General features: G+C 45.8%; 18 protein-coding genes. 7 read left to right on the top strand and 11 right to left on the bottom strand.

The annotated features are described in order from the left end of the window. The first annotated feature begins 54 nt into the window (after positions 1–54). Together DTQ70_RS25705 and DTQ70_RS25700 are read left to right on the top strand one after the other, a co-directional pair. Positions 55–993, top strand: a complete 939-nt coding sequence (locus DTQ70_RS25705) for a fasciclin domain-containing protein (RefSeq protein ID WP_164490210.1) — start codon at positions 55–57, stop codon at positions 991–993. A 61-nt stretch (positions 994–1054) separates the two neighbouring features. Beyond that, the gene (locus DTQ70_RS25700) at positions 1055–1564 is read left to right on the top strand and encodes a DUF3299 domain-containing protein (protein WP_122933448.1); all 510 of its coding nucleotides are present in this window, start codon (positions 1055–1057) and stop codon (positions 1562–1564) included. A gap of 81 nt (positions 1565–1645) precedes the next feature. Here DTQ70_RS25700 and DTQ70_RS25695 read toward each other — a convergent pair whose 3' ends face one another. From DTQ70_RS25695 to DTQ70_RS25660, 8 genes are all read right to left on the bottom strand, one after another. Next, positions 1646–3253, bottom strand: coding sequence for a glycosyltransferase family 39 protein (locus DTQ70_RS25695; RefSeq protein WP_122933447.1), 1608 nt, complete (start codon positions 3251–3253; stop codon positions 1646–1648). A 2-nt stretch (positions 3254–3255) separates the two neighbouring features. Next, positions 3256–3579, bottom strand: a complete 324-nt coding sequence (locus DTQ70_RS25690) for a CU044_2847 family protein (RefSeq protein ID WP_122933446.1) — start codon at positions 3577–3579, stop codon at positions 3256–3258. 15 nt (positions 3580–3594) lie between these two features. Next, a complete protein-coding gene (locus tag DTQ70_RS25685; RefSeq protein ID WP_164490209.1) occupies positions 3595–6525 on the bottom strand; it encodes a COR domain-containing protein in 2931 nt (976 codons plus the stop codon). A gap of 140 nt (positions 6526–6665) precedes the next feature. Beyond that, entirely contained in the window at positions 6666–7421 is a 756-nt protein-coding gene (locus tag DTQ70_RS25680) for a formylglycine-generating enzyme family protein (RefSeq protein WP_122933444.1), read from the bottom strand. Positions 7422–7565: 144 nt separating this feature from the next. Next, positions 7566–8267 (bottom strand): SUMF1/EgtB/PvdO family nonheme iron enzyme, encoded by a 702-nt coding sequence (locus DTQ70_RS25675; RefSeq protein WP_122933443.1) that lies wholly within the window; start codon positions 8265–8267, stop codon positions 7566–7568. A 150-nt stretch (positions 8268–8417) separates the two neighbouring features. Continuing rightward, a complete protein-coding gene (locus DTQ70_RS25670) occupies positions 8418–9149 on the bottom strand; it encodes a formylglycine-generating enzyme family protein (protein WP_122933442.1) in 732 nt (243 codons plus the stop codon). Positions 9150–9177: 28 nt separating this feature from the next. After that, positions 9178–11535, bottom strand: a complete 2358-nt coding sequence (gene pbpC / locus DTQ70_RS25665) for a penicillin-binding protein 1C (RefSeq protein ID WP_122934563.1) — start codon at positions 11533–11535, stop codon at positions 9178–9180. 65 nt (positions 11536–11600) lie between these two features. Further along, the gene (locus DTQ70_RS25660) at positions 11601–11903 is read right to left on the bottom strand and encodes a DUF4286 family protein (protein WP_122933441.1); all 303 of its coding nucleotides are present in this window, start codon (positions 11901–11903) and stop codon (positions 11601–11603) included. A gap of 156 nt (positions 11904–12059) precedes the next feature. Between DTQ70_RS25660 and DTQ70_RS25655 the strand changes: the two genes are divergently transcribed. Beyond that, on the top strand, positions 12060–12779 hold the full coding sequence (locus DTQ70_RS25655; protein ID WP_229600162.1) for a helix-turn-helix domain-containing protein: 720 nt from the start codon (positions 12060–12062) through the stop codon (positions 12777–12779). 211 nt (positions 12780–12990) lie between these two features. Here DTQ70_RS25655 and DTQ70_RS25650 read toward each other — a convergent pair whose 3' ends face one another. After that, positions 12991–14685: an amino acid permease gene (locus DTQ70_RS25650; RefSeq protein ID WP_122933439.1), complete on the bottom strand. Its 1695-nt coding sequence runs from the start codon at positions 14683–14685 to the stop codon at positions 12991–12993. Between the two features lie 73 nt (positions 14686–14758). After that, positions 14759–15388, bottom strand: coding sequence for a TIGR04282 family arsenosugar biosynthesis glycosyltransferase (locus DTQ70_RS25645; RefSeq protein WP_122933438.1), 630 nt, complete (start codon positions 15386–15388; stop codon positions 14759–14761). 74 nt (positions 15389–15462) lie between these two features. Here DTQ70_RS25645 and DTQ70_RS25640 point away from each other — a divergent pair, with 74 nt between their 5' ends. The 3 genes from DTQ70_RS25640 to gmd all read left to right on the top strand — a co-directional run bounded on the left by DTQ70_RS25640 (position 15463) and on the right by gmd (position 19232). Further along, the gene (locus tag DTQ70_RS25640; protein WP_122933437.1) at positions 15463–17412 is read left to right on the top strand and encodes a DUF3857 domain-containing protein; all 1950 of its coding nucleotides are present in this window, start codon (positions 15463–15465) and stop codon (positions 17410–17412) included. 58 nt (positions 17413–17470) lie between these two features. After that, positions 17471–18019: an SPOR domain-containing protein gene (locus DTQ70_RS25635; protein ID WP_122933436.1), complete on the top strand. Its 549-nt coding sequence runs from the start codon at positions 17471–17473 to the stop codon at positions 18017–18019. A gap of 97 nt (positions 18020–18116) precedes the next feature. Continuing rightward, on the top strand, positions 18117–19232 hold the full coding sequence (gene gmd / locus DTQ70_RS25630) for a GDP-mannose 4,6-dehydratase (protein ID WP_122933435.1): 1116 nt from the start codon (positions 18117–18119) through the stop codon (positions 19230–19232). A 581-nt stretch (positions 19233–19813) separates the two neighbouring features. On the opposite strand, the gene DTQ70_RS25620 is transcribed toward gmd, so the two are convergent. After that, a complete protein-coding gene (locus DTQ70_RS25620) occupies positions 19814–21178 on the bottom strand; it encodes a dihydroorotase (protein WP_122933433.1) in 1365 nt (454 codons plus the stop codon). Positions 21179–21252: 74 nt separating this feature from the next. Between DTQ70_RS25620 and DTQ70_RS25615 the strand changes: the two genes are divergently transcribed. Further along, complete coding sequence (locus DTQ70_RS25615; protein WP_122933432.1) at positions 21253–23694, top strand: TonB-dependent receptor; 2442 nt, start codon at positions 21253–21255, stop codon at positions 23692–23694. Positions 23695–23816 lie beyond the last annotated feature (122 nt).

Genomic DNA, 23816 nt, shown 5'->3' with positions numbered 1-23816 from the left:
GTGTATTGGCAAGGGCGTGGCTTTTTATTCTCAGCTATAAACTTAATTAGAAAGATGAAAAAACTCATTGGGGGCTTGATGTTACTGGTAGTGGGTTTGATAGGCTGCAAAGAAGACGACCCTCAGCCCAAAAGCATTTCCGACGTATTGTTAGACCAAGAAGATTTAACCATTTTGCGCGCGGCCATTAGCCATGCGGGGCTTCAAGATGCGTTTAAGACCAGTTCTGTGACGCTTTTTGCACCCAACGACGAAGGATTTAAAGCATCAGGTTATGCCGATGCGGGCGCCATTACTTCTCTTCCTCCTGAGCAAGTCCGTGCGCTGATTACCAACCACGTCATTACCTCGCCATTGCCCGTAGAGTCGATGCCATTTGGATTGAGTAACCCCGTGAAAATGATGTCGAATGCGCGCTTGTTTTTATCAAACCCCGATGGAGTGCCTTACCTTAATCACGGCAAAAGTGTCAAATCAAACATTTTGGCCAATAATGGGGTGATACATATTATCAATAGGGTAATTCCGATTCCAACGCAATCATTGGCCCAAATCATCAAAAATACGCCTGACTTTAGCCTATTTCGCCAGGCCACGCGACGGGCCATTGCGGGCGATCCTCGTCTAGCCACGTTTTACGCCGATACGTTAGGTTCGTTTCCCGTTGACCCTGCTTACACGATGTTTTTACCCACCAATCAAGCCATGATTGCGGGGAAATTTTCGCAAGCAGAAATCAACGCCACTAGCCCAATTGTCTTGGCGCGAATTGTGTCGTATCACATCATGTTGAGTCGGCTTTTTTCTAGTTTTATGGGAAATTCTACCTTGAACATGTTCGATGCTTCTTACACGGCGACCCTTGCCTCTAAATCAACAGGGTTGACGATTACGGGGCGGGCAAACCCAACTCAACCTGCCAATATTACCAAAACTGACATCACAGCTACTAACGGACTTATTCATGTGATAGATAAAGTTTTGATTCCGTGAGGCGGGAACGTAAATTTGTAAAAAATTGTATTGAACGTACTGTCAACTCATCCACGAACACATGAAACGTCTTATAGTTGCTATTTTACTAAGCACCGTCGCTTTTACGGGTTTTATAAGTACCAACACTGCCAAACAAAATGAAGGAACGGGGACGAAGTTTCGTTACCGCGCCCTAGCTGGGAACAATCCCGTCAAAATTTCTTGGGAAACATTGCGAGATGTAACCTTCAAGAAAAAATGGTATCCTGAAGAGTCAGTGTATATGTTGTATCCAACGTTTGGCCCCAACATCAACAAACTCAACGGCAAAGAAATATTGTTGACAGGTTATGTACTTCCCATTGATGCGGAGTCAAATCTATACGCCTTGTCAGCCTTCCCATTCAGTGCTTGTTTCTTCTGCGGTGGCGCGGGGCCTGAATCGGTGGTAGGCTTAAAGTTCAAGAAAAACGGACGCAAGTTCAAAACGGACGAGCGCCATACCATGCGTGGTATCTTAAAATTGAACGCCGATAACATCTACGAATTGAACTACAACATTGACGGCGCAGAGATTGCCGACGAATAAGTCGTAAAAAACAAAAAAGAAGCCCCTGAAACAATGCGTTTTAGGGGCTTCTTTTTTTGAATGAGTTTATACCGATTATTTTTACCGCGCTAATTGATGCCCGTCGTACACTGCTAAAATGGTGTTACCGTCCACCTTGATGCTGTATAACTCCTTCGTATAAGGCGAAGCATCAGACCGATAGCGAAACTCCGTTATAAAATAATCACATTCCAACGCTTCTCGCTTCAACGTATCGCGTACTGAGGGTTTTAAATAGATACATTCCAGCCGTTCCCGCTCCGATTTGTCCAAAAGCATTCGATTATAAACCCCTGGGGTCAGGTTGGCTACTACCTTGATGTGAGGACGTTTGTCGTGTTGGACAATCCATTCAAGCCCTTGTTTGTACGACAGTCCCCAGTAATCTATTTCAAAATTTTTAGCCACGGGTTCGCCCGCAAACGCGTTAAAATAGGTTTGCTGAAACGGATGGTTGAGTCCCATCCACCCGCCAATCACGACCAATTGCACCAGTACGATTGCTTGACCAGCCCTCAATACCAAAGGCTGCTGTTTCCCCCACTGAAAAACCCAGTCTAGGCCGTATAAGGCTATCATCAGAAATGCGCCGTAGGTAAAATATAGCTGCCTCCAGCCGTCGTACAAGGTGGACTTCAACAAAATTACGAGCGCAAACGGAGCGGTACTTATCACCAAAAAAGTCAGTTGGGTGCGCCAAGGCTCAAAGTTGTCCCAGAAAGCCGAGAAGTGCCTTACGCTGTCTTTTAGTACATTTACTACCCCCAGTACCCACAACAATACGTAAAGAAGCGGAGTTGTAATCATCAAATACCCGATGATATAATACCACGGCAGCTCCATCGCAGGAATTCTGTCGCCAAAAAACAACACCTCCATGTTGGCCCGAAACTTACTCATGTTGGCAAAAGCAAACTGAAAATTGGCAAGGGGAGCTTCCCACAAATACGGCCAAAACATCACCGTAAACGCCGCCGTAAGCAGGGCATAGACTCCTAATTTAAGGGCGATGACAGCTGCTTTTTCTCTTAAACGGAGCAAATCAATCACGCCCCACCCCAACGCGATGGCAGGAATGATGATACCCGTTAGGCGAATATTGATGGCGATGGCACTACAAATGCTGAACAACAACAGAGGCCTCCAAGCGTAGGTTTTGAGGAATTGGAGCAAAAAATAAGTACTAATGATAAAGGCCGAAAGGCAAACAATGTCTTTGCTATTGTAAAAAGACTCCGCAAATATCCTCGGGCTTAGAATCAAAAAGAGGGTTCCCAGCCACGGAAGCCACTTATTGGTAAAAATGCTGGCGGCAGTGGCGTAAAAAAAGAGCGTAGAAAGGAAGAAAACCAAAAAGGTCATCAAGTGACGAAAGTGGTACAATTGTTGGCTTTTGTCATCGGAATTGTAACCGAGTGCTTTTTCGCCAATGACCAGCGGGACGTCAAATACCACGCCGTAGTCTCTATCATAGTACTCTTGCAGTTTGGGGATTTCTTTGCTTGGCGCTAAAAAACCTAACTTTTCACCCACATATTGGATGGAAACGATTCCATTCGCCCGATTGATGGGTTCATCAAACGAAATACCGTAGTCTTTATAAATCGCCAAGCCTAGCACGAGATAGGCACTAAAAAAAGCAATAACTCGCCAATTGGTTATTTTCATTCTTATTTTTTCCACGTCAACGTAATTTTAAACTCTGCCCCCGTGGCTGCCTGACAAATGGCAAAAAAGCCCGCTTTCCCTTCAGCTTTGAGGTTGAACTCTACCGAAAACTCATCGGGTTTTACCTCATCTACCACGTTTTTGAGCGCGCTTGCGGCCGCTTTTACGGTTCCTAGCGCTTCCTCAAAACGTACTTGTACTCTTTTGATAGTTGACTCTTCGCTGTCTCGGCCTCCACGGACATTGGAAGTACTGCGCATATCCTCGGCTTGCACCAAAATGGTTTCGCCTTTTTCGTTTTGGTATTCGTAAATGATGTTGGGCATAATGTTGAACTATTTTTATGATTTGGGCGGAATACCTTTTAGTAAAATCGGGATATCGGCTCCTGGCAAATCTTCATCCTCAATTTCGATAATCCCTAATTCAAATGCTTCTTCTATCGTCTTATTAGCCGCAATACCTAAATAAAATCCCCGTGAAAAAGCGACTGCTGTATCATCATTAATTTCGGCTTGCGTAGCTACTACATACGGTACGTATTCAGCTATTAAGATAGCTATTTCAAACGAATTGCAAGCATTAAGGATAACGCATTGAACATTTGCGGATAGTTTTAGGTAGCTTTTTAAGGTCTCTGCTTTCAAATCTCCTTTTTCTAAAATAATACCTTCTTTATGTCCGTGACCGCCATAATGTAAAATATGGGGGTTTTCTGTGATAAGAAATCCTTTAAATAACGTCTTATCTAAACCATGTTTGTCCTTGACTTTGTCAAACTTATTACTTTCATCCCAAAACCTGACAATATCTTGAAAACGACTTTCCAATCCTGTATTTAACGTACCAGCCGCCAAAAACAAAATCTTAATCTTCCCTTCTATCTCACTAAAAGGCACAAACTTACGGGCGCCTTCGGCCATTGTTACTTCGTGGGGTGTTGAGTTGTCTATCATTTTTTTTGTTGAGGGGTGTTCTTTTTCTGATCTTTGCTGTTCCGATTCTTTAGGTTTATCAAAACTTGCATTTTCATCTCTTTCCAAGAAAACTTCCAACCCAGCGGCTTCTATCCAGGTTCCATGCACTGTTTTAAGTTTAGGATTGTCTTTGGAGTGATTTTTCAATTCATCTAACTGCACGTAATTTTCTCCGTCAAGGCTGACGGTTTCTATGCCCTTGCTGTCTCGCAGTTTTTCAAACAAGTTCCGAATTTTATTAAGCAGTACTCTGCCTCCCGCCGTCACTCGTACCCGAATTTCATTGCCCTGACATTCTACCAGGGCGTAATGAACGGCTCCATCGTGCGTATCTTTCAAAGAGATGCCTGATTTCCATATATCCCGCATTTCGGCAAGAGTTTGAGTACGTACAATAAAACTTTGAATAACTCCGTAATGCAGAAAATCGTGGCGATAGGTTAAATACCAACTCGAACGCCACTCCCAAAAATCTTCTACGCTCTTGGACTTATTTTCGGGCATCAACTGCGGGGCTACAAAACTTCTCTGCTCAAAACGAACTTCCCATTTTTTGAGGTCAGGATGTTCTTGGGAAGTAATTTCAAAACACATTTCACACGAAAGCATAAAGCTTACGAACAAATTTTGCTCTTCTGGACTGTATTTTTCTTCCCAAATTCCCTGCAAGTCCTCTCCCGTGAATCTGCCATTGCGGCTTTGAATGTCGTAATAAGTGGCGTTGCGGCGGCCTTTTTCGTTGGTTCTTCTGAAAATTGTATAAATCGCCTCAATCGCCCAAGCCTGATCCAGAATGATACTGTCCTGAAACAAACCCGACCGATAAAATACTACTCCTGTTTTGACCAGCCAATTTTCCAAAACACTGATTGGATTGGTGACTTTCTCTGCCAAAATCAAATAATCGTCTAAGGAAAGGTATTTTTCGCCCGCTTTTTGTTTTAAGCGCAATGCCTGACGTACCTCGGCCCTGTTTTTAGGCGTTTGCTGTTTTCGATTAAAATGCTTTGCTGCCAAACGCATAGTGGTCAGTAATGGGTTGAAGCCGTTTTCGTCCCAGTCGTCTTCCTGAGAGTCAATGTGCTCAAATTTCAGAAAAGAAAAAACGTCATTATAGGCGGCCCGAATCTCAGCCAAATCTTTCTCCCCGTCCCGTTTTGTTTTTGTTTGAACCACCATCACGGGGCTGTTTTTGCCTTGATTGTGGGTGTAGTCTAACCAATAACCCAATGGATAGTTCTCATACTTACGGCACTTCTCTTCTATCTGATGCTCCGTGAACGCGCTCTGTTCGGTTTTTGAATCCCACAAGACCAAATAGAGGGCGTTGGACTGCATAAAAAGGCGGTGCGTGGCATGGTAAATATCTTGTCCGCCAAAATCCCAAAGGTTGAAGACGTAGTCTTTATGTAGAAACTGTTCCAGCGAAATTCCATGAGTCGAATCCCATTCGTTTTTAAATCTATTGTGGACCAAACGCTCTACCAAACAGCTCTTACCAACATTGCCATTGCCTATAATGAGTGTTTTGTACTCATTGTCCAACGTTTCTCCTTTGGATAAATCCTTGAAATAGGCTTTGATTTCGTTTAGGCAATTATCGTTATTTTCGACAAAGCCTCGAATATCATCAGGCAGTGGGTTAGCAGAAAGGCGTAAAGACTCTAAAGCCACTAAAGGGGCATTGGATAACCACAGTTGTATTTCGCCTGATTGGGTATTTTGAAAATGGAATGGCAGGTTTGAAAATTGATTGTTTTGAAGGTACAAAGTGCTCAATTTCGGCAAGTTAGCCGCCTCAAGGCTTACTAACTGATTCCCGCTTAAATACAGGTAAGTCAAATTGGCAAAGCCTTGAGGCAACGAAAGTTGAGTCAGGGCATTCCCACTCACATCCATCAATACCAACGATGGGTAATCTCCCTCAAAAACAAGCCGTTGCAGGCCGTTTTTTTGCAGATAGATTTGCTGCAAAGACCTGAAACCCGCAGGGAAAGTGATTTGCTTGATGGCGCAATTGTTCAAATACAAATGCGTAAGCTGCGGCAAAGGCACTTCAAAAACCACCTCCGTGAGTGACTCACTCCCGCTGAGGTAGAGGTATTCTAACGCTTCTGCTTCTTTGCCCAATACCAACTTCTTGAGTTGGCTATTGCCAAGGCTCAAGGCCGTGATGTGCCCTGCGGCATTGAGCGCGTAACTGTTGTCGTAGCCTTTCACCAAGCGCACGGCAGTGATGGGGCCGTCGTCTTGTTGGAGGGTGAGATTTTGGGTAAGTTCGTTGAGCCTTGCCATATTCTGTTTTGTCAAAAACGAGTTTCGACCCGCTTCGCGGGTATTTATGTATTGCCGCCGCTTCATTTCGTCACAAGGCACTTGGTCGTCGTCCCTCCTCCCTGCGTCGCCTTGTCACTCCATTCCGCTTTCTTTTTTGCTCACGGGATTTTACCCGCCTGAACTACAGAGAAAGAAAGAACCAACCGAAGACCTACGCCGCCGCTGCGATGCCCAGGCCAGTCGTTGCTGCGGTACGTAGAGCGGCAGTACTTCTCATTGCGGCCCCAGCTACCGCCGCGACCCACGCGGTGCGAGCCCGTAGTAGGGCCTGTAGGATTGTCTGATATATTAGCTGTAGAACTACTATAGAAATCCCAACCATACCAATCACTACACCATTCATATACATTCCCGCTCATATCGTACAAGCCCAATAGGTTCGGCGTTTTTAATCCTACTACCTGCGTTTCATTCTGGCTATTTTCATAGTACCAGCCTACTTCCTCCAATTTGTTACTGCCCGCGTATTCAAATGGGTATTTTTGTCCATATTTCCCTCCTCGTGCAGCGTATTCCCATTCGGCTTCCGTAGGCAAACGGTACTGTTGGCCTGTCATAGCCTTCAATTTTGGCAAAAACTCGTACACAATATCATTGTAAGATACCCTTTCCACAGGGTGGTTTGCGTCTTTAAATCGTGATAGGTTTTCTTCGTCTGTACCTGCCATCACATACGCCCATAACGCCTGCGTCACCGCAAACTCTCCCATCCAAAAAGAGTCTATCTTTACTCTATGCACAGGCAAAGCATCGCCCAATACACTTTCACCACCCATTTCAAATACACCTCCCTCCACCCAAAGCATCTCAAACGCGGCGGGGGTGTTTTTAAATTCGGTGTAAGGGTTTTGCATATTTCTAGCCTTTCTTTTTCTTAAACGCAAAGTACACAAAGTAGGGCACAATGGCCACAAAGTATATGCCTTTCATTGCGTTCTTTGTGCAAATTTCTTTGTGTCCTTTGTGGTAAAATGAACCCTTTTTTTGCTCACGGGATTTTACTCTACTGAGCTATATAAAAGAGCCAGTCGAAAGCCGACATAGCTAATACAGATACCTGAAAAATCTTTAGTAGAACGTATTAAATTACACTTGTCCTGGGTATCTATCCACCCTCCTCCACGGTACGGAAATGTGCCACGAAACAGTAATCCGTCTACAATAAAGTCTGTATTATCACCTTCCTTACTACACCACTCACATACACTGCCACTCATATCGTACAGCCCCAAGAGGTTCGGTGTTTTCAAACCTACTACCTGCGTTTCATTTTGACTGTTTTTATCGTACCAGCCTACTTCCTCCAATTTATTACTGCCCGCGTACTCAAAAGGGTATTTTTGCCCATATTTTCCACCCCGTGCTGCGTATTCCCACTCGGCTTCCGTAGGTAAACGGTAGTCAAGCCCCGTCATATTCTTCAGTCTCGGCAAAAACTCGTTCATAATATCTTTATAAGACACATTTTCTACGGGACGGTTTGCTCCTTTAAATTTCGAGGGATTTTCTTGCATTACATACGTCCATAACGCCTGAGTAACAGCAAACTTTCCCATCCAAAAACTATTTACCTCAACTTTATGAACAGGCAAAGAATCAGAATATTCACCTTCGCTACCCATTTCAAATACACCTCCCTCCACCCAAAGCATCTTAAACGCGGCGGGGGTATTTTTAAATTGGGTATAGGTTTCTCTCATGTTTTTAGCCTTCCTTTTTCTTAAACGCAAAGTACACAAAGTAGGGCACAATGGCCACAAAGGAAAAGCATTTCATTGCGTTCTTTGTAGAAATTTCTTTGTGCTCTTTGTGGTGCAATGAACCCTTTTTTGCTCACGGGATTTACCCTTCTAAACTACAGAGAAAGAAAGAACCAACCGAAGACCGACGTCGTTGAAGCGAAACACAGGCCAGTAGTTGTTGCGGAACGTAGAGCGGCAGTTCTGCGCGTTGCGGTTCCAGCTACCGCCGCGATACACGCGGTCCGTTCCCGTAGTAGCTGTAGGATTGGATATAACATTCTTAGCTGAGCTTGGATAAGAACCGTACCAATCAATACACCATTCCCATACATTCCCACTCATGTCGTACAAACCCAATAGGTTCGGCGTTTTTAATCCTACTACCTGCGTTTCATTTTGACTGTTTTCTGCATACCAACCCACTTCCTCTAATTTATTACTCCCTGCGTATTCAAATGGGTATTCCCACCAGTACTTTCCCCCTCGTGCCGCGTATTCCCATTCGGCTTCCGTGGGCAAACGGTACAAGGTTCCCTCGGGGCGTTGGGCTTTGGTTTGATCATTAAGTCTGGGTAAAAAAAGTTGGTCAATATCATTCCAACTAACTCGCTCTACAGGGCGGTTGGCATCTTTAAAACGAGAGGGGTCAGCACTATCGGTATCACGCATCACGTAGGCCCACAAGGCTTGGGTCACGGGGTATTCGCCCATCCAAAAATCGTCTAAGCGTACTCGGTATGTATCGCTCATTTTAAACGGGTCGCCTTGCCTGTTTCCTTCAATCGCTACCATAGTGAAAGCAACGGGGCTATCGGGAAAAGTTTGGAGGTGGTTTTTCATCACGGGTACGTTGTTTTACTGGAAGATGCTAATTTACCGCAACTACGTTAATCCTCACATCCGTATTTCGCCCTTTATCGTCGCTGCACGAGATTTTTACTTTTCCCAGCGGTGGGGTTACAAAAAGCGGTTGCTGGGGCGAGGTTTTTTGGTACAAACGGTCGTTGAGGTACCAATACACTTCTTTTACGTCGTTGGCGGCTTGGCAGGCCAATTGCATCTGCTGCCCTTCCAAAAAATACTCACTGCCGTCGTTGGGGCTGATAATCACGGGCGCGCCCACCTCCAGCACCCGCGTGCAGGCGGGATTGTGCGGTGGGATTTTGGCGTAGGGAACGCGATTGAGTTCGTAATACGCCATCAGTTCGGGGGCGAGGTTAGGATACAACTTTTTGACGTAACCACTGTCGGGCAAGCACTCCGTGCAGTACGAACGCTGCCCTGTCGGGTCGGTAAACACCCATTTTACGTGTTGGCATTTGCGCGTCGAAGACACGCCCATGATGGCGTAATCGAGGAGTTGGTGCGTACAAAACTCGCTCGGCACGTCGCCGCTTTCGGCACACACTTTTCGGCGAACCACATCGGGTGCTGATTTGAACCAACCCGTAGGAGAGTTATAGTCGAGGGTGTTAAAAATATCAAACAACAGAGGAGTGGCAATATTGGCGCCATTCAGCTCAGGCACACCCGCTCCCGAAAAATTTCCCACCCACACGCCCACCGTAAAACGGCGGTTGTAGCCAATGCTCCAAGCGTCTTTTTTACCGTACGAAGTGCCCGTTTTCCACGCAATGCGCGGCAAATGGTAAGTATTATCAAAATTATTGGGCAAATCGGGGCGCGTTACTTGCGTCAGGATGCTGGTAATGAGGTACGTGGCCTCGGGAGAAATTAACCGCTCCCCAACTCCCTCCGCACGCTGCGAGTTAGGTTTTTTTTTACCCCCTTCTCCTGCAAGGAGAAGGGCTGGGGATGAAGTTGCATTTAACCTGTCATCCAACGTATAATGCAGCCCCTTCAATTGCCCTTCGTGCGCAAAGGTGGCAAAGAGTCGGGTGAGTTCTTCGAGAGTGACACCGCAGCCGCCCAAAATCATCGACAAGCCCAACCCCGCCGATTGTTTTTTAACAGTTTGAAAATCGGCTTTTTTGAGGTAGTCAATCAACACGCTGGGCGTCAGGTCGCTGAGGACTTTCACAGCGGGGATGTTGAGGGAATTGGCGAGGGCAAACTCAACGGTCACTTTTCCGTTGAACCGTCGGTCAAAATTTTCGGGTTCAAAGCCTCCAAAATTGGTCGGAACGTCGTTGAGGGCCGTCTTGGGCGTAATCAATCCTTTGTCAAACCCCACGGCATACAGCAAGGGTTTCAGCGTACTGCCTGGCGAGCGTACCGCCCGTACGCCATCCACTTGGCCACCGTCGTAGGGGTTGTTAAAATCGGCCGACCCTACATAGGCTTCCACGTTCATGGTTTCGTTGTTGATGACCACCACCGCCGCGTTGTGGATGTTCATGCTTCGCAGGCGGTTCACGTAGTTGCGGGTCAATTGCTCGGCTTGGGTTTGGCGCGCAGGCACGAGGGTACTTCGGACGATGGGGAGCTGAGGATATTGTTTCCGTAAACGAATCGCCAAATGCGGAGCCAACTTGGGCGCCTCCCGACGCTCGGCGCGGAGGGGTTCGCGCAGGGCATCTTCAATCACTTGCGGGTCAAACAAACCCGCCTTCTCAAAGCGTCGAAGCCATTTGTTGCGTTCTTGTACGATGTAGGGATTTTTTCGTCCCAAACGTAGGCTAGAAGGGCGGTTGGGAATAATCGTCAGCGTCGTAATTTCGGCCAAACTCAGCACTTGAGGTAGTTTTCCAAAATACAACATCGACGCCGACTTAATGCCTTCCACGTTGCTGCCGTACGGAATCAGGTTAAGGTAAAGTTGTAAAATTTCGTCTTTCGAATAATGCCATTCGAGCTGCATCGCCCGCAACATTTCGATGATTTTACTCCCGTACGTACGTTTTCGGGGTTCGAGCAGGCGCACCACCTGCATCGTAATGGTCGATGCCCCCGACGTGCGCCGCCCCGTGGTGAGGTTTTTGGCCAATGCCCTTCCTACCGACACAGGATTGATGCCAAAGTGGTAATAAAAATAGCGGTCTTCTTTTTGGAGAATAGTCTGGCGAAGTAGGGGCGTAATCTCGTCGAGTTCGGTGTAGAGTCGCCATTTGTCTTCTTCGTTGAGGAAGGCGTGCAGCACTGTTCCGTCCGATGCCGTCACTAAGGTGGAGTAGCGAGGATTTACCCGAAAAGGGAAAGCTAAATCAATCACTAACAACGCGATAAAGAGGCTTATCGGAAGCCAAAAAGCCCGTTTTTTTGTCATGCTCAAGGCACTTTCCAACAACTGTTTGGCGGTTTTAGAGGCATTTAGCATGACAAAAAACAACGTTAAACTTCTTCCAGAAGCGTTCTAAATGACACGTACTTATTAACGTAACGGTCGTGGTGCTTTTGTTGAAGCTCCGACGAATGAATTTGTTGATACGTAAAATAAGCCTCCATGGATGGAAAATAGTATTGACAGGAATACGTAATTCCTTCACTCTCAATTTCGGTAAGTAAGCGAAGCAATTTGCTACCTTCGAGCAGTCCTGTTGCCATTACTTCGGGCATGTGTATTGCCTTCATCCACTGCAACCAGTCTTGTTCGATGGCTGGGTCAATGTTTACTGTGACGCTATACAGAATCATATTTGCGTTTTTTTTGTTTTAATTGTGGGCGCAATATTTAAAAAAATGAGCAGCTTTTCGGTACCACAAAAAAATAATGTTCAAGCCTTGGGGAGTTCGTCAGGAAATAGTAGCTTTAGTCAACACATTCGTTCCTCCGAATTTAGACCCTTTCCCATGGACTACAAGACACTCCGCGAATTGGTCAGGCAGGGTGAAGGAAAGCACATTGAGTTTAAACTCAAGACCAATCACCCCGAAAAAATTGTCCGCGAAATCGTCGCATTCGCCAACTCGGGCGGCGGCTACCTCTTTATCGGAGTAGGCGACGACCGCAGCATCAAGGGCCTCAAATACTCCGACGAAGACGAATACCTGCTCGTGCGAGCCATTGAAAAATACTGTTCTCCTGGCATTGAGTACGAAATCGAACGAATTCCTATTGGGGAAGAGCGTGATGTTTTGGTCTTCACCATTTTGCCGAGCCCAAAACGTCCTCACTACGTTTTACAACCTGCGGAAACACCCGTAGTCACGGCTAAACCATTGGCAAAAACGCCCCCTCAAAAGAGCCATAAAAACGCATCGTCATCCCCTAACTTAGTCAAAAAAACCTACATCCGCGTAGCCGACCGCTCGATTCAGGCGAGTTGGGAAATGAGAGAAATTTTACGCCGTCAAGACGACGACCGTAACGTCAAATTTCAATATGGCGACAAAGAGCGAAAGCTTATGCAGCACTTAGACCAGCACCAGAGTGTGACGGTGGCGGATTTTGCAAGTGTGGCGGGAATTTCGCGAAATATCGCCTCTAAGACCCTCGTATTGCTCGTTTTGGCCAACGTTCTGGATGTTCATCCCGACGAAACGGTTGACCGTTTTACGGTACACGCCTAGCCTAAAAACAAAATCCGCTTTCTCCAAAAAAGAAAGCGGATTCTTGTACTACCTAAACCTCTACCATTATACTACTTTCGATGTCACTAATCCAATTTAGTCACATTGAATATGGTAATAGTAAAACTTGATTGAGTAAGAAAATGTTCGCCAGCTTAGGCAATTTTGCAAAAAAGTTTGAAAAACGTCGGGTTCATGACTCCCTCTTCGCTTAGCCTTTACCCACCAAGTTGCTCTTACGATAGCCATAGCCAAAGTAAATCACTAGGCCGATAATCAACCAAATCAGGAACATTATCCAGTTGGAGATACCCAATTCGGTCATCAAATACAAGTTGGTTAAAATTCCCAAAACAGGCAGTAAAGAAAAGCTTTGCAGAAAACTCGCGATGGCTAAACCCAACCACACCAACCACAGCACAATCAATAATGGCTTTTCGCTAAGGTGTTCTACAAAACCTCCTTGTGAGTAAGTCCAAGCCAAGGCCGCAACCATCAATACGCCTACGGTATATTTCCCGTTTACATAAGGTACTTTAAACTTAGAAGGAGTTTTATGCTTGTCGAGGTACAAAATACCCGCACACACGATGATAAAGGCAAACAACGTTCCTACACTGGTCAGGTCGGTGACGAACTTCATGTTCATAAACAACGATGGAATAGCTACCAGAATCCCCGTCAAAATCGTTGAAAATGAGGGCGTTTTGTACTTAGGGTGAATTTTACCAAACGACTTTGGCAGCAACCCATCGCGGCTCATCGTCATCCAAATCCGTGGCTGGCCGATTTGATAGGCCAACAGCGCACTCGTCATCGCGACCACGGCGCTCACGGCGATGATTCCTGATAATGACGATAAAAACGACTTCTGCCAGCCTACCGCATTTTGAGAAACACTCTTGAACACGTAAGCCAGTGGGTCATCCACTTTGAGTTCTTTGTGCGACACCATACCGTTCAGAACAAGGGCAATGGTTACGTATAAAATGGTACAAATGATGAGCGAATAAATAATCGAACGCGGCAAGTCGCGCTGCGGATTCTGACATTCTTCGGCCGTTGTTGAAACGGAATCAAAACCAATAAACGAGAAAAACACCGCTGATACACCAAGCAACACCCCGTTCATGCCATTGGGGGCAAAAGGCTTCCAATTTTCTGGGTTAACGTAAAAAGCCCCAATGATGATAACCGCCAAAATCACAATCACTTTAAACAATACCAACGCATTGCCCGTCGTACGGGATTCTTTGATGCCGATGTAGGCCAAAACTGTGATGAAAACCGTCACCAATGCCGCAGGAATATTCATCAATATTTTGAATCCGCCAATCATGGGTGCCGTACGGAAGGCTTCTTCTTGAGACACCAAGCGTGGATTAGGAACTCCTCCCGCCTTTATTACTTCCTGAAATTCGTTAAATCCATCGCGGGCTGAGATAAAATCTGTGGCTAAGTATTCGGGGAAATGAATGCCAAATCGCTCTAACATTTCCATAAAATACCCCGACCAACCGATGGCAATCACCATGTTACTAACGGCGTATTCCAAAATCAGCGCCCAGCCAATAATCCAAGCCAATAGCTCCCCAAACGAAACGTAGGTATAGGTATAAGCACTTCCACTAACGGGAATGGTGGAGGCGAATTGGGCATAACACAAACCCGTAAACGCACAGGCAAAGGCAATAAAAACAAATAAAAGCGAGACCGCCGCTCCTCCGTCGTAGCTGGCGTTTCCGATGGTACTAAAAATTCCTCCTCCAATGATGGCCGCAATTCCAAATGAGGTCAAATCTTTTACACTCAAGACTTTGGCCATGCTGCCGTGGCCATCTTCGCCCGTTTTGATGTCTTTCAAAACTTGGCTTACCGATTTCTTTCGAAAGAGAGAATTACTCATCGTGACTATGATTTAGGGTTTAGTTGTTGAATACGATTGGTAAAAATAGAAATTATTGAGATACCTTCTAGCATTACAGTGAGGGAAGCCGTGCAGATTCCCGCAAATAATCCTCCCACGTATCAATGTCTGACAGGGTTTCTCCCAACTTAACCGTTATCAGATGCGCTTCGGCATCGACCAACGTCTCCGCTAATAGCGACGGCTGACTCCATGATTTATTTTCAAACAAAAAAGCATACATCTGCTTCATTCCCAGCAAATAATACCCTCCATCGTCGGCAGGACCTATCACTACATCGTACTGCTGAAGTTCTGAAAATGCGTGCGATAGATGGTGGGCACATAACGCTAGGCAATCGCTGCCTACAATCACTACGCGTTCTGCGTCTTCATTGAGTTCTTCTTCAAACGCGGCTTTCATTCGAGCGCCTAAGTCGGGGACGCTGGGTTGCATTTTTTTTAGAAAACCGACGTTCGACCACACATCCTCTCGGTTTACGAAATCGCCATAATAAATCACCACTTTTTTCTTTTGGCTTTCTTCACGGGTTAAAAACCATTCTTGAATTACCCTTTTGGTGTGATTTAGCAGTTCTACATAGACTTCCACGGCTTTCTCATCCCCTACCGTAGCTGCCACTCGGGTCTTCACTTTTCCTCGAACTGGATTTTTTACAAAAACAATAAGCGTACAATTCATTCGTTTGCGTTGGATAGTTGACAGAAAGATAGTAAGATTGACAAAAATTAACGTTGTACCCCCTTGCAAATTTCATGAAACGACTCCTTTGGATAGTATTCCTCACCACATCAGTGCTTCGTGCGCAAAACGTAGCTTTCAAAAAACTCATTGACAACAGCCCCCTTGACACCAAACTGGCAACGCTGACCGAGAGCGAACAAAAAGAATCGGGCGTGATGCTTCGTCATCAACTTTATGTCGAATATACCTTCGATTCACTTGGGCAATTATCGTGCTTACAAGGCATTGTGAAGCGCATTCGTATCAATGACTCCAAGGCCATTGAGATGTATAACAAAATCGTTCTGCCTGTTCCCAACACCAACGACCTCCTTTACCTCAAAGCCCGCAGCATTAGCAAAAATGGGACGGTCAAAGAAGTAGGAATGGAAGCCGTGAAAGAGTTGGAAGAACAAGGACGGGTGTATAAAATTTTGGCCGTAGAAGGGCTTGAAATTGGTGGAGAATTGGAATATACCACGCTTTTTCGCCGTAGTAGTTCGCTGTTTGGGGGAGAAATTCTCCAAAGCGACATTCCCGTTCGGAAGGTAGAGGTAAAAATCATTACTCCTGCCTATCTTCAGTTTGAGGCCAAAGTGTATAATGCCCCCGCCACGATTTCGTCGGATACCCTCAATGAAAAGCGTACAATTTCAGTGGGACTTCAAAACCTTTCCCCAATTTATGAGGAAAAGTACGCCAACCTCAAAGCCAACTTAATCCGCCTCGATTACAAACTTTCGTACAACCTTAGTCGCGGCCCCGAACGCCTTTATACGTGGCAAAGTGCCGCCGAAACGTTCTTTGATTACCTTCGGTCGGGGATAGATGATTCGAAAAAAGACATTGATGCTTTACTGGCCAAGGAAAAAATCAAAGGGTTAGCACCTGAGTTGGCAATAAAAAAATTAGAAAATTACGTCAAAACCAACATTGCGTTGAAAGAAGAAGAGGACGCCGACGTGGCTTCGGATGTGCTCAAAAAGCAGTATGCCTCAAAAGCAGGCATGATGAAACTGTACATCGCGGCCCTCGAATCGTTGAACATTCCGTACGAAATTGTCATTGGATGTAGTCGGGCTGATGCGGTCTTTGATCCAAAATTTGAATCCTGGAATTTTTTGGATGAATACCTGCTCTATTTTCCAACCACCAAGAAGTTTTTGGACCCAGGTAGTCCGATTTTCCGTTACGGGATGATTGACCAAACGATGGAAGGAAATCAGGCATTATTTATTAAAAAGAAAAAAGAAGGCAACGACATCGTGCCCGAAAGTGAGATTCGTTTGGTACCTTTCTCCACCATCGCCGACAACCACGACGACTTGTTGGTGGACGTGTCGTTTTCGCCTACCATGGACCAAATTCAGGGCAAAGTAACCCGCCAAATGACGGGGCATCAAGCCGCTCAATTGCGCCCGTATTATCATTTTGTCAAAGCCGAAGAAGAGCGTAAGGCGCTTACCAATGAAATTGTTAAATCGACCCTCAAGCCTGACGTTACTTATACCAACCCCCAAATCAAAAATACCAATCTCAACTCAGACGAAGTAAACAAACCGTTTATTTTTAGTGTTGACATCGTCCTAAAAAGTGTGGTAGAACGGGCGGGGAAAAAGTATTTGTTTAAGGTAGGAGAATTGATTGGGCCGCAGGTAGAAATGTACAACGAACGCGCCCGTCAGTATCCCATTGATATGGGCAACGCTCACGCCTACAAACGCCTGATGAAAGTAAAGATTCCTGAGGGATATAAAGTGAGTGGTTTGGAAAGCCTTCGCCGCAACATCACGGATGGCAGAAATCCCGCAGTTATGGGCTTTGTTTCTGATTATAAATTGGAAGGAAACCTACTCACAATTACCATCGACGAGTTTTACAAGGAAGTATTACAACCGATTGATATTTACGAGCCTTTCCAAAAAGTGATTAACGCCGCTGCTGATTTTAACAAAGTAACGCTCTTATTGGAGAAAAAATAAAACTCTAACGGAGATTCCCTACTTTTGTATTTCAGAAACAGATTAATCGCTTTTGAGCATGATTTTCAAGTATTTGGCATTGGGAATGGCGTCAGCAGTACTATTGATTGGTTGTGTTACCTCCAAACCCGTCGGCACGAAATCAACCACCACTGTGGACCCTTACAGTACGTATGACGAAGACTTTACGGCAATTCGTCCGCGTTACAAAGAAACCGTAACTTCGGAAAGCGCTACGGCCAAAAAGCCCGAAGTAAAACGCGTACTTTCGGACCAACCATTGCACATCAATCGCCAATTAGACGCGGTTGTGGATACGATTGCGCTTCGCAACAAGTCGATTCGGTTTGCGGGAGGCTTCCGCATTCAGATTTACGTTGGAAACACCCGTAAAGAAGCCGACGATGCCCGCTTGTATTCGTACCAAACTTTTCCCGAACTCAACCCATATATGGTATATAACCAACCCACGTATCGGATTCGGATTGGCGATTTTATGACACGCTTAGACGCCGAGCGTTATCTTCAACAAGTACGTCAACGCTACGAATCAGCGGTAGTTGTGCCTGAGAAAATAGATTTGAAGAAGAGTCTATTGGTAAAATAGTTACTTTTGTCGTTCTGTTTTTGTCAAAAGATTAGATTGATTGCTTAACACAAAGTTTTGCCTCCGCTTAGCGGCACAACTCTTTTTATAAATTACGATGAAAAAACGCGCACTCATTACGGGTATCACGGGTCAGGATGGAGCTTATTTGGCCGAATTTTTACTAAATAAAGGATACGAAGTTCACGGCATCAAACGCCGTAGTTCGTTGTTTAACACCCAACGTATCGACCACCTCTACGAAGACCCTCACGAAAACGACGTTCGTTTGGTGCTTCACTATGGAGATTTATCGGACTCGACCAATATCATTCGATTGATTCAGGAAATCCAGCCTGATGAAATTTATAACCTAGGAGCGCAGTCGCACGTACGAGTGAGTTTCGACGAACCTGAATATACCGCGCAAGTTGACGGTTTAGGGACGATGCGTATTTTGGAAGCAGTTCGTTTATTGGGTCTTACCAAGAAAACGCGTGTCTATCAAGCCTCTACGTCCGAATTGTACGGTTTAGTACAGGCCGTTCCCCAATCAGAAGCTACGCCTTTTTATCCACGTTCTCCTTATGCCGTGGCTAAATTATACGGCTACTGGATTACGGTCAATTACCGCGAAGCCTACGATATGTTTGCGGTAAACGGGATTTTATTCAACCACGAATCGCCCCTTCGCGGCGAAACATTCGTGACGCGTAAAATCACCCGCGCCGTAGCACGTATCGCTTTGGGGCTACAAGAGAAAGTATTTTTGGGCAACCTTGATGCCCAACGCGACTGGGGCCACGCCAAAGATTATGTAGAAGCGATGTGGTTGATGTTGCAACAAGACACTCCTGAGGACTTTGTCATTGCCACGGGCAAAACAACTTACATTCGTGATTTTGTGCGCATGGCGTTTGCCGAAGTAGGCATTGAGTTAGAATTTAAAGGCGAAGGCGTGGAAGAAACAGCCGTTGTTGTTAAGTGCAACAACCCAAGTTATCAACTACCTGTGGGCAAAGAAGTGGTAGGCATCGACCCACGTTATTTCCGTCCAACCGAAGTCGATTTGTTAATTGGCGACCCTACCAAAGCCAACACAAAACTAGGCTGGATTCCTAAATACGACCTTCCTGCGCTCGTCAAAGAAATGGTAGAGGCAGATTTGGACATCTTTAAGCGCGACCAACTGCTCGAACGCGAAGGCCACCGTACGTTGAACTACTACGAATAGTATATATTTTTCCCATAACAGAAACGCCCTGAAGCTTCGACTTTCAGGGCGTTTCTGTACAGCCTATCTTATATAGTTGCACCCTTTGCATATTCGCCACCTGTAAGAAAATACTGTATGGCAGAATTTCCTCTGCAAGTGAAGGGAAAGTTCACTTTTTAGAAATAGCCCAACAGAAAAGTTGAATGACAACTTTATATTCTTCCCAGCTTTTCGATACTAGTTATCAAACCATAAGCGACAATAACTAAAGCTAGGGTTGTAAGCAACAATACAAAAAAGTCGCTTTTAGGATCAAAGAAAGACCTAGCAACGGCGTACGCTCCAGGAACAATCAGGCACAAATGAAGGCCATAAGCAATCGCTTTTCGTCGGATTGAATTAGCCGTTTTTAAGTTAGAGATACTAACAAGTACAATACCTATCACCAATAAAAAGTACCCGTAATTCATAGATGTACAAAATTAAACTGAACATTACAGATTCTCTAATGTAAGTCTCCTTAAACCTCACGCCAAGCAAAATAGAATCTAAATAATGAAAATTTAAGCTTTGTTCATTCACTTTCTTTTGTATCTTCCCTACCGCTCAAACCGCAAACGCTTACCCTTCGCAGATTCATCAAAAACGCCATTGGCATACACCAAATGCCCCGATACGAGTGTGTGCGTTACGCGCGAATGAAGCGTTGTCCCTTCCAACGGCGACCAACCGCACTTGAAAAGAATGTTTTCTTTAGAAACTGTCGTCGTGTCGTTCAAGTCCACCAACACCAAATCGGCCCAATATCCTTCGCGGATGTACCCACGGCGGTCAATGGCAAACACGTCAGCAACGGCATGGCTCATTTTCTCTACCACGCGCTCGATTGAAATTTTACCCTGCTGCACAAACTCCAACATCATGTTGAGCGAATGTTGTACCAACGGCAAGCCCGACGGGGCCTCCCAGTAGCCTTTTGATTTTTCGTCCCACGTGTGCGGCGCGTGGTCGGTCGCGATGACGTCGATGCGATTATCAAGGACTGCTTGTAAAATCTGAGCTTTGTGATGCGCGGCCTTAATCGCGGGGTTACATTTGATTTGGGTTCCCAAACGACGGTAGTCTTCCGAGTCGAACCAAAGGTGATGCACACAAGCCTCCGATGTAATGCGTTTTTTGCGTTTTTCGGACATCGCTACGGTCGAGTCACCGTAGGCACCCACCTCAAACAAGCTCGTTTCGTCGCCCGTCGAAATGTGAAGTATATGGAGACGCGTTCCGTGTTTTTTAGCCAATTCTACCGCCATCGCCGACGATTTGTAGCAGGCTTCTTCGTTGCGCACCAGCGCGTGAATGTCGTACGGAACGTCGTTGCCATATTGTTCTCTAAACATGGCCGTACGTTGTTTTACCGTAGGCTCGTCTTCGCAGTGGGTTGCAATCAAACAAGGAGCATTGGCAAACAACTTTTCGAGTACTTCGGGCGCATCTACGAGCATGTTACCCGTGGACGAGCCCATAAAAATTTTTATCCCACAAACATCGGGACAAATGGTCTTCATCACCTCGTCGTAGTTGTCGTTGGAAGCCCCCATGAAAAACGAATAGTTGGCCAACGACGTGTGCGCCGCAATTTGGTATTTATCTTCTAACAACCCCTGTGTCAGCGCATTAGGGACGGTATTGGGCATTTCCATAAACGAAGTTGTTCCACCTGCTACTGCTGCTTTGGCCTCGGTATAAATCGATGCCTTGTGCGTAAGGCCAGGCTCCCTGAAATGCACTTGGTCGTCGATGACCCCTGGAAGCAAGTATTTTCCTTGGGCATCAATCAATTGCGAGACCGACAAATGGCTCAGATTTGCCCCAATTTGTTCGATAAAACCGTCTTTGATAAAGACATCTTGCGTGGTGATTTTGCCCTCGTTGACAAGACGTGCATTGGTAATTAGAAGCGTAGTCATACTATATAACAAAAAAGCTCGTTAAATAAATTGAAGTCAAACTTAGCACTCATTCACTAAACAGCCATCACCTTATGCGTTTATTTTTATGGGCTTGCCTGCTCTCTCTATCTACACATGCGCAACAACGTTACACCATCAGTGGCTACGTCCGCGAAAGTGGCAGTCAAGAACAGCTTATCGGCGTCAATGTCTATCTCCCTGGGACCGTCACGGGAACGACCTCCAACACCTACGGTTTTTACTCGCTTACACTACCCGCAGCCGATTCTGTCACCTTGGCATTTTCATTTGTGGGCTACGGCACGGAAATCCGTACCGTTAAGCTACAAAAAAACCTTGAACTCAACATTTCACTCGAAGCCCTCGGAAGGCAGCTCAACGAAGTGGTGGTCTCGGGCAAACGCGAAGCAGACAAAGTAAGCCAAACGCCCCAAATGAGCCGCATCGACATTCCTGTCCAGCAAATTAAAAAAATCCCTGCTTTTCTGGGCGAGAAAGACGTATTACGGGTTATTCAACTCATGCCAGGGGTTCAAAAAGGGTCGGAGGGACAAACTGGCATTTACGTGCGCGGTGGCGGCCCTGACCAAAACTTGATTATTCTGGACGATGCGCCCGTTTACAACGTCAGCCACTTGTTTGGATTCTTTTCGGTGTTTAACGGCGATGCCCTCAAAAGCGTTGAACTTACCAAAGGCGGATTTCCTGCCCGTTTTGGCGGGCGACTTTCGTCAGTATTGGAACTGAACATGAAAGAAGGGAACAAAGAAAAACTCCACGGCGAAGGCGGAGGTGGGCTTATTGCCAGTCGCCTGACGCTCGAAGGACCACTCAAGTTCCGAAAATCAAGCCCTGCCAAATCTTCTTTTTTAATCTCTGGACGGCGCACCTACCTTGATTTATTAGCCCGACCGCTCATTGCTGCTCAAAGCAACGGCACTAGCACAGGAGGCTATTATTTTTACGACCTCAACGCTAAGTTGAATTATGATTTTGGACAAAAGAATAAACTCTACGCCAGCGGGTACTTTGGCAAAGACCGTTTTTTCTTCCGCGATAAAGGTACTTCTTCGACCAGCGAAGGGGGACTCAACTGGGGAAATGCCACGGGAACGTTGCGTTGGAATCACCTTTTCAACGAAAAACTATTCTCCAACGCCTCCTTAATTTTTAGCAATTATCAGTTTCAGATTTATGCCAAAGACAGCCAAACCAACGCTACCACGACCAACCAGTATGAACTTCGTTATACGTCGGGGGTAAGAGATTGGGGATTAAAATATGACGTTGATTATTTCCCTAATCCGCAACATGCCCTCCGATTTGGAGCCTCGACTACCCTCCACCGATTTACTCCTAGTGCAGTAGTAGTAAAAGATTCGGACATCGACCGTTTTTCAAAAGAAATTGAGGCCATCGACAACGTGGAATCGGGCGTGTATGTTGAAGATACGTGGAAACCCACCCCTTGGTTCAAGATGAATGCGGGCTTGCGTTTGAGTTATTTTAAGGCCGAAAATCAAAACTACCTCCGCCCTGAACCGCGTATTTCAACGGCCTTTATGCTCCGCCCCGACTTGTCGTTTAAGGCATCATACGCGCGCATGAACCAGTACATCCATTTATTGTCAAACACAGGCATCGGCCTTCCTACCGACTTGTGGGTACCTTCGACCGATAAAATTGCTCCGCAGCAGTCGAGCCAAGTAGCCGCAGGTTTTGCCAAAGATTTTGAAAAACAAGGACTCGCCCTCACCATAGAAGGATACTACAAAAACATGAACAACATTGTCAATTACAAGGAAGGCTCAAGCTTTTTGCTGATTGACGACCCATCGAGCGCCGACAAAGTGCGCTGGGACGAAAACATTACCAGTGGACGCGGCTGGTCGTACGGGGCTGAAGTGTTGTTACAGAAAAAAACGGGGAAATTTTCGGGATGGATTGGCTATACTTTGTCGTGGACACAGTGGCAATTTGCAGAACTTAATTTTGGACAAAAATTCTTCCCTCGCTACGACCGCCGCCATGATTTATCAGTGGTAGGTATTTACGAAATCAGTCCCCGTATCACGCTATCAGGAACGTGGGTATATGGTACTGGCAATGCCCTTACGTTACCACAGAGCAATTACACGGCTTATCATCACAATATCACGCCACAGGCTAAATATGTCCAAACGGGCAGTAATACTTTCACTCCCGTTATCTCTAATCCACCTTTTAGCTACGGGCGCACCGTCAGTGACTATGGCCCCAAAAATAGTTTCCGAGCTGAGCCTTACCACCGTTTTGATTTGAGCTTGCAGTTCCACAAGAAGAAAAAATACCACGAACGTACTTGGGAGTTAAGCATATACAACCTGTATAATCGACGAAACCCGTTTTTCTATAACCTTACGTCGCGGCTCGTATATGATGCCAACGGGCGTCCTGTAGGCAACCAGACTGCCCTCCAACGCATTTCGATTTTCCCGATTGTGCCGACGTTGAGTTATAACTTTAAATTTTAAACTTAGGTCAGACGACAGTCAGACCGTAATTTGAGCAGACAAAAATCAGGTTGTATATCACTTGAGGTCTGACTATCGTCTGACCTCGTAACAACAAAACTTAGGTCAGACGACAGTCAGAC

It is taken from the genome of Runella sp. SP2, assembly GCF_003711225.1.
Taxonomy (GTDB): Bacteria; Bacteroidota; Bacteroidia; order Cytophagales; family Spirosomataceae; genus Runella.
The sequence above is the reverse complement of the archived record's forward strand: the minus strand, read 5'-3'. Positions and strand labels throughout refer to the sequence as shown.